This is a genomic window from Alteromonas sp. LOR (genome assembly GCF_000753865.1).
GTDB lineage: Bacteria > Pseudomonadota > Gammaproteobacteria > Enterobacterales > Alteromonadaceae > Alteromonas.
In genome coordinates this window covers 80,105-92,983 of sequence record NZ_JQFW01000015.1, presented here as the reverse complement: position 1 = coordinate 92,983, position 12,879 = coordinate 80,105, and the positions used below count along the sequence as shown (strand labels likewise).

General features: G+C 45.0%; 10 protein-coding genes. 6 read left to right on the top strand and 4 right to left on the bottom strand.

The window, feature by feature from the left end; translation table 11 throughout:
* Positions 1-7: 7 nt before the first annotated feature.
* Both ppk1 and JV36_RS0105725 read right to left on the bottom strand, forming a co-directional pair.
* Positions 8-2,080 (bottom strand): polyphosphate kinase 1, encoded by a 2,073-nt coding sequence (ppk1, locus tag JV36_RS0105730; protein WP_032096374.1) that lies wholly within the window; start codon positions 2,078-2,080, stop codon positions 8-10.
* Positions 2,081-2,186: 106 nt separating this feature from the next.
* Complete coding sequence (locus JV36_RS0105725; protein ID WP_032096375.1) at positions 2,187-2,693, bottom strand: glycine cleavage system protein R; 507 nt, start codon at positions 2,691-2,693, stop codon at positions 2,187-2,189.
* 234 nt (positions 2,694-2,927) lie between these two features.
* On the opposite strand from JV36_RS0105725, the gene JV36_RS0105720 reads away from it, so the two are divergent.
* From JV36_RS0105720 to JV36_RS0105700, 5 genes are all read left to right on the top strand, one after another.
* A complete protein-coding gene (locus JV36_RS0105720) occupies positions 2,928-5,096 on the top strand; it encodes an ABC transporter permease subunit (protein WP_032096376.1) in 2,169 nt (722 codons plus the stop codon).
* Complete coding sequence (gene pstA, locus JV36_RS0105715) at positions 5,089-6,693, top strand: phosphate ABC transporter permease PstA (protein ID WP_052010203.1); 1,605 nt, start codon at positions 5,089-5,091, stop codon at positions 6,691-6,693. Before JV36_RS0105720 ends, pstA begins: the two co-directional genes overlap by 8 nt.
* An 8-nt stretch (positions 6,694-6,701) precedes the next feature.
* Entirely contained in the window at positions 6,702-7,508 is an 807-nt protein-coding gene (pstB, locus tag JV36_RS0105710) for a phosphate ABC transporter ATP-binding protein PstB (RefSeq protein WP_032096377.1), read from the top strand.
* 119 nt (positions 7,509-7,627) lie between these two features.
* Entirely contained in the window at positions 7,628-8,344 is a 717-nt protein-coding gene (phoU, locus tag JV36_RS0105705) for a phosphate signaling complex protein PhoU (protein ID WP_032096378.1), read from the top strand.
* Positions 8,345-8,666: 322 nt separating this feature from the next.
* Positions 8,667-9,935, top strand: coding sequence for an inorganic phosphate transporter (locus JV36_RS0105700; protein WP_032096379.1), 1,269 nt, complete (start codon positions 8,667-8,669; stop codon positions 9,933-9,935).
* 166 nt (positions 9,936-10,101) lie between these two features.
* On the opposite strand, the gene JV36_RS0105695 is transcribed toward JV36_RS0105700, so the two are convergent.
* Positions 10,102-11,085 carry a universal stress protein gene (locus JV36_RS0105695; RefSeq protein ID WP_032096380.1) on the bottom strand — a complete coding sequence of 328 codons (984 nt, stop codon included), beginning with the start codon at positions 11,083-11,085 and terminating at the stop codon, positions 10,102-10,104.
* 186 nt (positions 11,086-11,271) lie between these two features.
* Between JV36_RS0105695 and JV36_RS0105690 the strand changes: the two genes are divergently transcribed.
* Positions 11,272-12,180, top strand: a complete 909-nt coding sequence (locus JV36_RS0105690; protein WP_032096381.1) for a hydrogen peroxide-inducible genes activator — start codon at positions 11,272-11,274, stop codon at positions 12,178-12,180.
* Between the two features lie 108 nt (positions 12,181-12,288).
* On the opposite strand, the gene JV36_RS0105685 is transcribed toward JV36_RS0105690, so the two are convergent.
* Positions 12,289-12,879: a hypothetical protein gene (locus tag JV36_RS0105685; RefSeq protein WP_235207786.1), complete on the bottom strand. Its 591-nt coding sequence runs from the start codon at positions 12,877-12,879 to the stop codon at positions 12,289-12,291.

Sequence of the window (12,879 nt, the reverse complement as noted above, 5' to 3'; positions counted from 1 at the left end):
GGTTATCCTACAGGTTGTCTTCAAGTTGTTTAAGGTAGTCGTATATTTCTATTTGAGAGCGTACCTTTCTGCGATTACCGCGCAGTACATAATTATTCGTCTGATCAGAGTTGATAACGCGCGCTTTCAGCGTATCGTTAAACTGCAGCTCCATAATATCAACAATGCGCTGCTGCAAGGTTCTATCGTAAACTGGGCAGCCCACTTCTATACGATTGTCCATGTTGCGTGTCATCCAATCGGCAGAAGAGATAAACACTTTTCGGTCACCACCGCCTTCAAAAATCATCACGCGGGGGTGTTCTAAGAATCTATCGACAATAGAGATAATTTCAATGTTGTCGCTAATACCTTTAAGACCTGGGTTCAGTGAGCACATACCGCGAACTATACCGCGAATCTTAACGCCAGCTTGGCTAGCTCGGTATAAATCGTCAATCAACTCTTTATCAACAAGGTTGTTGATTTTGAACGTTATTTGCGCATCATGGCCTTGGTTTAAATGCTGTATTTCCTGACGAATTAACGACTGGATCTTGGTTCTAGAGTTCAGCGGCGAAATTTGTAAATGCTGGAATTTATAACGGCGGTATGGGTATTGAATAAGGTCAAACACCGCTACGCCTTCGTCAGCTAACTCTTGATTGCGCGTAAACAAGCTGTAATCGGTGTATATCTTAGCGGTTTTCTCGTTAAAGTTACCCGTACCGAAATGGGCGTAATTAACTAAAGTTCCACGCTCTTCTCGCGTCACAATACACAGCTTCGAGTGAATCTTAAGAGTAGGCACCCCAAGCACAACGCGAATTCCCGCCTCGGTCATTCGTTTCGACCATTCAATATTAGCTTCTTCGTCGAAACGGGCGCGTATCTCTACAACCACGGTCACTTTTTTACCGTTATCCACCGCGTCAATGAGCGAGTTAATGATGCGAGAGTTACTGGCCACTCGGTAAATATTAATGCGTATGGTGCGAACATTAGGGTCGAAAGCTGCCTGACGCAAAAATTCAGTGAAATGCAAAAAGCGGTGATAAGGATAGTGCAATAAAATATCGTTGGCTGTAATGGCATCAAACACGGTGTTGTGTTGCGAAAATGCTTTGCTATCAATAGCCGGCAGCGGCGTATGTTCAAGGTATTCCCTGCCCACGTTGGGAAAGCCAATAAAGTCCTTAAAGTTACGATAGTGTCCCGCGGCATGCATGGTATCGAGCTTAGTAATTTTAAGGCGCTTGCGCAGGTCTTGCATCATATCGTCTGGCATGTCGGTGTCATAAATAACCCGAACCGGCTCTGCAATAAGGCGCTGCTTCATGCTTTCAGACATCTTCTCAACGTAGCTTTCGTCTATCTCATCGTTGATGGAATACTCTGCATCCCGAGTCATCTTGAATGAAAATGACTCTATCTCGTCAAACTTGATAAAACCTCGAAAGATATCTTCAAGGCAAAGCTGAATCATGTCGTCGAGCATAATAATATGCTTTTTCTTTTTACTTTTTTCTGGGGGAATAAGCATAAAGCGAGACATTTCAGTGGTAGGAACCTGAATGACTGCGAATTTCGTGTTTTTCTCTTTTCTTCTCAGGGCTACATAAAGATAAACAGACGTGCCGTTTAGCCGTTTTAAAAGGTCTGTTTTTTTATCAATAATGATAGGCGCAATGTGACGCAGCACTTTATTGATAAAAAAGTTGCGAACCCACTGCTGCTGATAATCATCTAAGTCGTTTTTACGAAGTATATGTATATTGTATCGGGCTAAACTTTTTACTACGTCTTTATGAATTTTATCGAATTTTTCTGAAAGCTGAACCACCTTCTTTTGAATCAAAGCCATTAATGCTGTCTGACGCTCGGCTTCTTCTTCGTTACCGTCGTTTTGTGCAATAGTGATTTGTCTTTTTACACCCGCCGCTCTTACGCGATAAAATTCATCGAGGTTGTTTGAGTAAATACCTAAAAAGCGTATACGTTCAACAGCAGGGGTGTTTTGATCGGCGGCTTCCTGCAACACGCGTTCGTTAAAAGCTAACCAACTCAGTTCCGCAGGATAATATAAAACGTTGTTATCCATAATTTCTCATTCAAGACTCACAAAATGGTCAAAGGCTGTCATCCATTAATTACACTTTGATGACAAGGCAATACTTGGCAATGGGTGAAACGGCGTATTCTTCACGTTAATGCGTTGCGGTGATGTCGACAACTAAGTCATTCGCCAAAGCTTCAAGGGCATCTTGCAATGCGCCATCGTCAAATTCTGCTGGTACACCAATTTCTGCTTTCGCTTTAAAAATTAAACTGCCCCAGTTAGGCGCGCTTTCGCAGTGTGAGGCAAAGGTAAGTATGTTGAGGTTGAACTGATTAAGTACATTAGTCAGTTCTTGCACTATACCGGGTTTGTCATTACCCATTACTTCAACGGTATACTTAACGGCGTTGCTTTCTTGAGGTCCAAGTGCGGCTACATGTTGAACGGTGATGTCGGGTAACGCTTCTATGGCGTCTATTAAAAGCTGTTTTCCCTCTGCACTTACATGCACTTCAACAAAGCCTGTGAATAAGCCCGCCATGTGCGCAAAGCTTGATCCCAACCAGTTACCTTTGTGTGCGTATATACATTTCGCAAGCGAATCGACTAACCCAGGCTTGTCTTGCCCCATTATGTTTATAACTATAGATTGCATGCAAAACTCCTTGATGAATGGCTGAGAAATAAGCTTAACGTGCTTACCCAGGCTAATGGCTTGTGTTAGCGCTCAATGGTTTGATTAGCGCCATAAACACACCGCCTAAAACATGTCGCACGAAAAATTTTCGCTTGCTATTAGCATAACAAAACTTACACTGCTCACCAGTGCAATTTACTCCAAATTCTTCCACAGCGAAGGGTTTTTATTATATAAACACTAAAAAGTAGAATGACTCCCGATAGCGATAGCATAAACAAGAGACGCCAACGGACTGACAGACGGTCTCGCTTTTTAGTGACGGGCTTTGGCGGTCTGGTGTTGCTGACGCTGGTTATCTTAGTTTCACACCTCATAAGCCAAGCAATACCGCTTACCTACACGCCTACGCTTAAGCAAGTTGCCCACACCACCGTGCCTAACAATGAATCTATTATTAGCACTGGCGATATCTTTAATGGACAACCGCTGTTGGCAGAAAAAGCAAACTGCCGATTAGGGCTTCTCGCCTTTTCTGAAGGTAAGCTAACGAACACACAAGATTACACAAAGCCTTGTGGTCACACGCTTTCTGCTATGAGCGTAATGGGCGAAAACTTCATTATTGATATTTCACCCACAGGGCAGGTGCGTGTTATTCCTGTGCGAACCTACAATGCAGACAAATTGTTAGATAAGAAGGTAGTGCAAAGCACTCCGTCTAATACCATTGCGTTTGCGCTTCCTAAACAGGTTTGGCAGGGGCAAAAGCACTGGCAAATTCAATTATCCAATCGGTGGGTGGTGACGCAGGTTACCCTTGATAGCGGTGTTTTTGTGCGCTGGGTTAATCGCATAGCGCCCACCACGTTTATCGATAAGCACTTTTCGGGTGTAGAACAGGTCACGCTGATGCCTGGCAGTGAAAGCATGCTGCTGCATAAAAATAACGATGTTTATCTTCATCGCCTTTACGATAAGGCTAATGCATCAGAGCCATTTATCAGTAATGTTTCTCACGAAGGCAGTGATGCATTGGTATTCCCCTTGGCCAAACAGCGTTCATTCTTTTTACACAACCTTAACACCCAAGCATTGACGCGGTGGGTATTGAGTAAAGGCAGCGAAGGCTTACACTTTCAAAAGACTTACTCAATTGTGTTAAGCGATGATGAGGTAACGCTAGATATTGCCGAGCATGCCAGCATGAATTTGATTTCAGTGCTAACGAGCAACAATACGCTATTGCTCATCAACAGAATTACTGGAGAGATAATAAGCTCTCGCCGAAGTGACACGGCTATTTCTAGTATTGACTGGCACGGTGATGTGTTAATAGGAAGAAGTAACAGTTCGGTAACGGCATGGCAGGGTAATCACTTAAGCGGTATAACCACCTGGTCTTCTTTATTTGAGCCACAGCACTACGAAGGCTACGACACCGAGGCGACGGTATGGCAAACCACCAGTGCATCAGACTACCAAGAAGCCAAATTTAGTTTAACTCCGCTATTAATTGGTAGTTTTAAAGCCTCTTTGCTGGCTTTGGTTATCGCTATTCCCGTTGCCATTGGCGCGGCCATTTATACTGCTTACTTTGCAAAAGCGAGACTTCGCCACCTGTTAAAGCCGGCTATTGAGATGTTAGAGGCTATCCCCAGCGTACTCATTGGCTTTATTGCCGCTATATGGCTGTCGCCCAAGGCGGAGCAATTTCTATTTTCCGTCGCCTTCTTTATTATCTTTGTGCCAATTGCACTTATTATTGTGTCGCTGTTTCAGCGCCAAGTAGCGCAATACCTACCAAAGCGTATTCGCCACGGTAGCGAGTTGGTATTTGCCTTAGGCGGCACGTTATTACTCGCCTTTATCAGCGTGGAGTTTGCGCCTCAATTTATATTCTCCATCATGGGCGTTGATGGGTTTGCACTGTTGGCGTCGGGGTCAGACAGTCCAATTGGTAAAACAACCATTGTGGTTGCTATTGCTTTAGGGATCGCAATTTCGCCTAGTATTTATTCTTTGGCTGAAGACGCCATAAACGGGGTGCCCGAAGACTTAAAAAACGCCTCGTTTGCGCTAGGAGCAACACGGCTTCAAACGCTAATGCATGTGGTGTTACACGTATCGCTGCCTGGCATCATTGCTGCCATAATGCTGGGCTTTGGTCGCGCTTTTGGTGAAACAATGATTGTGCTCATGGTAACGGGCAATACCCCCATATCTAGCTGGGGCCTTATTGAAGGGCTAAGGGCATTAACCGCTAATTTAGCCATTGAATTGCCTGAGGCTGATGTTTCATCGGCCCACTATCAAATTCTCTTTTTTACCGCCTGCATTTTGTTTGCATTCACCTTTGTGGTAAATACCATTGCCGAGGTTATGCGTCAGCGACTGGGAAGGAGAAAAGAGCATGGCTAAGCTTCGCCTTTCTGGCTTAAATGCGGTGCAGCGTCAGTCGCTGGTGATTAGTTTAACCGCCTTTTTTACCGGCCTATTGCTGATTGCCCTCATAAGCGTACTAGTGTTGATTACGGCAAGGGGCGGCGCTTATTTTTGGCCAAAACCCATCTACAGCGTTGCGCTTGCTCCCATATCCTCTCCAGAATTTGCCTCCGACCAAGTTCCACCTAAAGAAGCTGCTCCGCAGGTTGAAACTCTTTTAGCAAATGTATTCGATGATGAAGCTAAATCGGAGATTAGGCTTAAGTATGCAGACGCGCTAAACCCATACGGGGCGCAATTGTTAGTTGAGCGTGAGCGTATAAAGCGTATTGACCTGGCTAAAAACAGCGCCGAGATAAAGCTCAATGACGGGCGGCAGGTAATGGCTGTGCCTGAAAATGTGGTTACGCCAGAGGGCGCCAATATTCCGCTAGCTAAATTGCCGCAAATAATGGAGTCAGTAGCACTCATCTCAGATGAAATTACAAAATTAAACAAACAGTTTTTAGCGCCAATTCACGAATCGCTCTCTCGCTTTGACAATCGAGATGTGGTAGCGGATGCACCAGCGCGAGAAAAACTAGTCGCTCAGTTCAATGAGTATCAACAGCGAGTTCGTTCACTTGAAACCCAGCGAGATCAATACAAGCTAGCGGTGAGCTTTGCCGACGGGCAGCCCTTTAGTATTCCGATATTTACGATTCAAAGTGTCGATTTTGTCAGTCGATTAACAGGGTTTGAGAAGTGGCAGGTAGCCATTGGTGAAGTGTTTGTGTTTCTCACTGAATCGCCTAAACAAGCGAATACGTCGGGTGGCGTGTTTCCTGCTCTATTCGGTACGGTGCTAATGGTATTCATTATGACCATTATCGTTACCCCCTTTGGCGTAATGGCGGCTATTTATTTAAGCGAATATGCGCCAAACACAGCCTTAACCACCATTATTCGCGTAAGCGTAAGCAATATGGCCGGTGTGCCTTCCATTGTGTATGGTGTGTTTGGCCTTGGTTTCTTTGTGTACACACTTGGCGGCAGTATAGACAGCCTCTTTTTTAGTGATACGCTACCTGCGCCAACCATGGGTAGCCCAGGTATATTTTGGGCGGCATTAACCATGGCAATACTCACACTTCCGGTGGTTATTGTCGCTACCGAAGAGGGACTTAGGCGGGTGCCAGAAGGACTAAAAGCGGGCAGCTATGCACTAGGTGCCACTAAAATTGAAACCATTGTACGCACTATATTGCCTATTGCTTCTCCCGGTATTATGACCGGCGTTATATTGGCCATTGCCAGAGCCGCGGGTGAGGTTGCGCCACTTATGTTGGTGGGGGCAGTAAAATTTGCGCCTGCCTTACCTATTGACGGTGAGTTTCCATTTTTACACCTCGATAGACAGTTCATGCACCTAGGTGTGTTAATTTACGATAGTGCATTTCACAGCCAAACCGATGCTAAAAGTGCATCTATGATGTTTGCCGCGTGCTTACTACTGCTGGTGGTTGTATTTGTACTTAATATTTTAGCGGTACTACTTAGAACACGCTTACGTAAACGGTATTTAAAAGGGTAAAAGCTGTCATGCTGAAGTTGTTTAAACATAATATACAGCCCGTTAGCGAATTATCGAGCGCGCAGACAGCGGTTGAGGTTAACGAACTCAACTTATGGTTTGGTGATAAGCACGTGTTAAAAGACATCACCATGCGGATCCCAAAAAACAAAGTTACGGCGTTAATAGGTCAAAGCGGGTGCGGTAAATCCACACTAATAAACTGCTTTAACCGACTGAACGACCTATATGACGGTTGTCAGTACAAGGGTGAAGTGATTATTGATGGTAAGAACATTAATAGTAAAAAAACCAACGTGTCACGGCTAAGAGCCAAAGTGGGTATGGTCTTCCAGCGGCCAAATCCATTTCCTATGAGTATTTACGAAAACGTATGCTACGGATTGAAGCTTCAAGGTGTGCGTGAAAGACGGAATTTAGACGATGCGGTAGAAAATGCATTAAAGCAGGCCGCATTGTGGGATGAAGTGAAAGACCGATTGTTTGAGCCTGCAATGACCTTATCGGGCGGTCAGCAGCAGCGATTAGTGATTGCGCGGGCTTTATCCTTAAAACCAGAAGTGTTGTTGCTTGATGAGCCAACCTCAGCCCTTGATCCGCTGACGACGCTTTTCATTGAAGAGTTGATGGAGTCGCTTAAAAAGCAATGTACGATAGTGATTGTTACTCATAATATGCAGCAAGCTGCTCGCGTTAGCGACTACACGGCTTTTTTCCATCAAGGTAAACTAGTGGAGTATGCCGATAGCGACACGCTGTTCACCATGCCTGAGAAAAAACAAACAGAAGATTACATCACGGGGCGATATGGCTAAGAACGACTTTTTTATTCCCGCTAGCCATATACGAAGAGGCGCGCTACCTTTAGTAGCTGCCTCTGTTGCATGCGTGATGTTTGCTTGTGCCACGTTTGCCGTTCACCGGAGTTACTAGAATGCGTCAAGTTGCTTTAAACAATCATATTTCGGGTACGTTTAACGTTGAATTAGAAAACTTGCGTAACTCCGTGCTAACCATGGGAGGCGAGGTAGAGCAGCAGATGGTAGATACGCTGTATGCCATTAAGCACAACCATGCGGCCATTGCTGAAAAAGTGGTGTTGAACGACTTAAAAATAAATTCTATGGAGATTCAGATAGACGAAGAATGCCTGAGAATTATTGCCAAGCGGCACCCTACGGCAAGCGATCTACGTTTAATCATGACCATTTCTAAAGCTATTACTGATATTGAGCGTATGGGTGATGAAATAGAGCGCATTGCTAAGTTGGTAACGCGAAACAAGCTTCCTTCTTCTGACACCATAAAAAGTAGTATGGTAAAAATAGGCGAACAGGTTATCGATATGATGCGCGGCACATTCGATGCTTTCGCGCGACAAGATGAGTCGGCAGCCCTTGAGGTTTATCGCCAGGACAATCAAATAGACAGTGAATACAAACGCCTGATAACGTACACCACGTCTGAAATGGAAAAAATCACCGAAGATATGCAAGATTGGCTGGACGTGCTTTGGGCATTGCGTTCACTAGAGCGCATTGGCGATAGATGTAAAAACGTTTGCGAATATGTTGTGTACCTAACACGGGGAACCGATGTGCGTCATACCTCCCTTGAAAGCATCCATCAGAAGATAGAAGATCTGACTTAATTATCTGCGTAGATGCCGCTATACCGCCCGCGTGGCGTGGCATGGCGTGTTTTTTGAAATATAGCTGTCATAAAAATGAAACATTTGATTGAATAATCAGCGTCGAGATATACTTTTACCGAATTTCGATGATTTTCGCTATGGCTTCGAAGATGATTACGTTATCATGCGCCGGAGCCGAGGACAGGTCGTGCAAAAAACGAACATTATGCTAAAACATAATCTGTCTTTAACATCACACTCTAGCCTATTTGGCTCGGGGAACTGCTACACAGTGAAGTAGCGTAAAGCCCAAATCGCATTAGCTCGGGAGCGATACTTAGTGGATTTTTTTGAAAGTTATGGCCTAATTCTAATTCTTCTTGCCGGTGGTGTAGGTTTCATCATGGCGTGGGGAATTGGAGCCAACGATGTTGCCAATGCAATGGGGACATCAGTAGGGTCAAAAGCATTAACAATAAAACAAGCAATTTTTATTGCGATGATATTTGAGTTTGCTGGCGCTTACCTCGCGGGTGGTGAGGTTACCTCTACCATACGCAAAGGAATTATCGACTCAAGCTTCTTTACAGACATACCCGAATTGCTCGTACTGGGCATGATTTCCTCGCTGTTGGCTGCTGGTATTTGGTTGGCCGTAGCATCATGGTTGGGTTGGCCTGTATCTACTACGCACTCTATTATCGGCGCAATTATCGGTTTTACTGCGGCTGGCGTGAGTATGGACGCGGTTTCGTGGGATAAAGTTGCCGGTATTGTGGGAAGCTGGGTGGTTACGCCTGCTATTTCGGGTGTCATTGCCTATCTAATATTTATGAGTGCGCATAAACTCATATTCCAAACTGCCTCTCCTTTTGAAAGTGCTAAGCGCTACGTGCCATTTTATATGGCGTTAGCGGGCTTTGTTATGTCACTCGTAACGATTAAAAAAGGGCTTAAGCACGTAGGCTTAGAAATGAGCGCGGTGAATGGATACATTCTCGCCGTGATTATCGCAGTGTTACTAGGTGTTTTAGGCAAGTGGTATATTGGCCGCATGAAGTTCAGTGGCTCTGAAGATACAGATCTACAGGCCGCAAACGTAGAAAAAGTGTTTGCACTATTAATGGTAGTGACGGCGTGTTGCATGGCATTCGCCCACGGCTCGAACGACGTAGCGAATGCTATCGGACCATTAGCGGCCGTTGTTAGTGTAGTGAGCAGTGGCGGCGAAATTAATGCAAATGCCAAGCTCGCGGTATGGATTTTACCTCTTGGTGGTTTAGGAATAGTTGCTGGTTTAGCGCTATTCGGTCATCGAGTAATAAAAACCATAGGGCAGGGGATAACTCACCTTACACCCAGCCGTGGTTTCGCAGCAGAATTGGCAGCAGCCTGTACCGTTGTTATCGCGTCAGGAACAGGTTTACCTATCTCTACCACGCAAACGCTCGTTGGTGCGGTGCTAGGTGTAGGCTTAGCGAGAGGTGTTTCTGCACTTAACCTTGGCATTGTAAGAAATATTGTAGTGTCTTGGGTTGTTACGCTTCCTGCGGGCGCCATTCTCTCAATTATCTCGTTCTACATATTAAGAGCATCGTTTGGGGTGTAAAACCAAAGCAGTGTAAATCGAGCACAAGTATGTTGGAAAGCTCGTTTAGATAGCGCGAATACACTAATTAGTGATGTGATTGTAAACGTAGAGAACACCAAAAAAGCCGCGATAAGTGAAAACTTATCGCGGCTTTTTTATACCCACGGTCATTTCGTTCAAGTACTCATTTTTTCTCAACAGAAATAGGTGTTTGAAATCCATTTGGTTTTATTCCGACAACCGCGCAATGCAGCTGATGAATAGTTTCTTCAGCGGTACCGCCCATAATAAAACCAGGCACACCAAGCCTTGCCACGGTACCCATGACAACCACATCTGCACTAACAGACGCTGCAGTGGCCGCAATTTCTCGTCTAGGATAGCCATGTACAATGTGTTTTTGCGGTTTAAGGAAATCCAGTACGTCATCGTCTAGCTCATCAGAAAGTTCGTTGAGCAGAAGAGCCAGTTCGGTATCCCGTTCCGCAAATATTTTGGCGAGGTCGTGTTCCATTCTATCGTTGTCGACGGTGATAAACCCATCTCTTGCTATGTTTTCGGGAACCGCATCGAATACATGCACAACATGCAGTTGAGCGAATTCAAGTAAGGCAATCTGACTTGCGTGACGAAGTATGTCGCGATTGAGCTCTTGGCGCACGGAGACTTCGTGTTTAGGATAGTGATAGTTCAAATCAAGTGCAGCAACCACATTCTTGTACTGGCTTTTGGGCTTGCGATCGACAACCCAAACAGGGCAGGGGCATTTTCTCAATAGGCGCATGTCTAAGCTGCCGAAAAGCTTATCTAAAAAACTCTCTTCTGCGCGCTTAATGACTAAGTCGATATTGTTATTAATGACGTAACTCACAACATTAATCAGCGGATCGCCTATCAGTACCTCGGTATCAGCATGATAATGCTGGCTCCAGTTTTTAGACTGCTCAGTTAGCCACTGTTGAGCCTGGGTTTCCATACCCTGTTGAGATTCAATATAAGAAAACGACTCCATGATCATATTGGCATTTGGCGGAAGCGCCTCTAGTGCAAGCACAATGGTGATATTCGCCTGATGGGTTTTAGCAATGTGAAGTGCTTGTGCCACCGTATCATCCTGACGATGAGAGTCGCCTAGTACACAGAGAATGTTTTTGTAGTGTCCCTTCATAGTGGCCTCATTAGCATGTGGTTGTTGTGTTTACCGAATACGCTTTCACTTTATCCTAAACCCAGAATGTCTTGCTTGCCAGTGTGAAAGTAAGAATTCTTCATGACGTTTTCGGGTTTTTAATGTGATACACGTAATCCTTATGCTAGATTAAGAACCATATTATTAATCAATTATGAGATGAGTATGAAGTGGCCAAACCTTAAGCATTTACACTACCTTGTAACCCTGCATCAAGAGCAGCATTTCCATCGTGCCGCTCAGCGTTGCAACGTGAGCCAATCAACATTGAGTACTGCCATCCAAAACCTCGAAGAGCACTTCGGTAGCCAGCTTCTAGAGCGCGAACATAAAACGTTTGTGTTTACCTCGCTAGGGTTAGACATTGTGGAGCGCAGTAAGTTAATACTGCAAGAAGCGGGTGAACTGGTTGAATACGCGCAAAATGCGGGTAATTGGCAACGAGGTACCATAAAGCTAGGGGTTATTCCTACTATTGCGCCCTTTCTTTTTGAAGGCATGTTGGGAGCTTTTAAGGCGTTTCTGCCAGAAATTAACCTAGAGATGCAGGAAGACACTACGGAGAAGCTGCTTCAGCAGTTAACAGACGGTAGGTTAGATTTACTTATTCTGGCATTGCCTATGGAAACCCCAGGGTGCAAGCAAATGGTGCTAGGGCACGACCCATTTCACCTTATCGCCCATGAAGACATGATGCCGGCCTTACCGAATCCTGTTGATATATCGTCACTGCCTAAGAAAAGTATTTTCTTACTTCAACAAGAGCATTGTATGACGGGGCATGCGGTAAGCGCCTGTAACTTACAGCACAGCGACCAAATAAGCAGTGTCGCCGCGAGTAGCCTGTATACCTTAGTACAATTAGCAAATAGCAAAATGGGGTATACCTTTTTACCAGAGCTGGCGATTAACCAGTCTATTTTAGAGCACACTGGGCTTCAAAGTTATCCTGCTGAGGAAAAAGGCTTCAGGGAAATAGGCCTTGTATGGCGCTCTGGTACCACTCGCATGCAGCTGTTTCGACGTATTGGTGAAATTGTTTCACCATTATTGCCAATACCGACGCTCAAATAATAGAGCGAGCAAACACTTAATAGCGCAAATATTAGAAAGATGATCTTAGAACGATGATCTTAGGAAGTTAATGCAGAGCCATCAGCTGCTAGGTGGCTCTATTTAACATTAGATATGCGGAGCTGAATGACCGAGTTCGGCAGCCCACGTAAGCTCAGAGCGTGATAAGTTGTTTGCCGCATTTCGACCAAAGCTATGCAGGGCATTGTAAGCGCTGTTTGATGGAATGCCCACGTAGTGGCAAAGTGCGTAAAAGAGTAGGCTACAGCGATGCTGAGAGCCATCGCAGTGCAAATAAATACTGGCACCTTCAGATAACATTTTTGATAGCTCATGGAGGTAATGATGTAAGTGAACATCATCGGTTGGCGACTGAGATGAAGGATGACTAAAGGGCACCCACAACCATTCCAAACCATTTTCCAATGCGCTGTCTCGAACATTTGGGGCTTGTTCTTCACCGGTTTGAACCGTTGCCACATGAGTCACACCTAAGCTCTTTAATGCACTATAGGCCTCGGCAACGGGCTTCTTGCCCAAACAGATCTTGCCCGCTTTCAGTGAGAACCAGGCGATGGCGGGCGACCTATCATTAGTGATATTGCCAGTAGTGCCAGTATCATTAGTGCCAGTGCCAGTGCCAGTGCCAGTGCCAGTGCCAGTGCCAGTAATGTTAGTCTCAGTTTCAGTTGTATTCAC

Excerpts from the sequence above, each read along its gene's own strand:
- phoU (WP_032096378.1), top strand. The coding sequence starts at position 7,628 with ATGCGTCAAGTTGCTTTAAACAATCATATTTCGGGTACGTTTAACGTT.
- ppk1 (WP_032096374.1), bottom strand. The coding sequence starts at position 2,080 with ATGGATAACAACGTTTTATATTATCCTGCGGAACTGAGTTGGTTAGCT.
- JV36_RS0105695 (WP_032096380.1), bottom strand. The coding sequence starts at position 11,085 with ATGAAGGGACACTACAAAAACATTCTCTGTGTACTAGGCGACTCTCAT.
- pstB (WP_032096377.1), top strand. The coding sequence starts at position 6,702 with ATGCTGAAGTTGTTTAAACATAATATACAGCCCGTTAGCGAATTATCG.
- pstA (WP_052010203.1), top strand. The coding sequence starts at position 5,089 with ATGGCTAAGCTTCGCCTTTCTGGCTTAAATGCGGTGCAGCGTCAGTCG.
- JV36_RS0105690 (WP_032096381.1), top strand. The coding sequence starts at position 11,272 with ATGAAGTGGCCAAACCTTAAGCATTTACACTACCTTGTAACCCTGCAT.
- JV36_RS0105720 (WP_032096376.1), top strand. The coding sequence starts at position 2,928 with ATGACTCCCGATAGCGATAGCATAAACAAGAGACGCCAACGGACTGAC.
- JV36_RS0105725 (WP_032096375.1), bottom strand. The coding sequence starts at position 2,693 with ATGCAATCTATAGTTATAAACATAATGGGGCAAGACAAGCCTGGGTTA.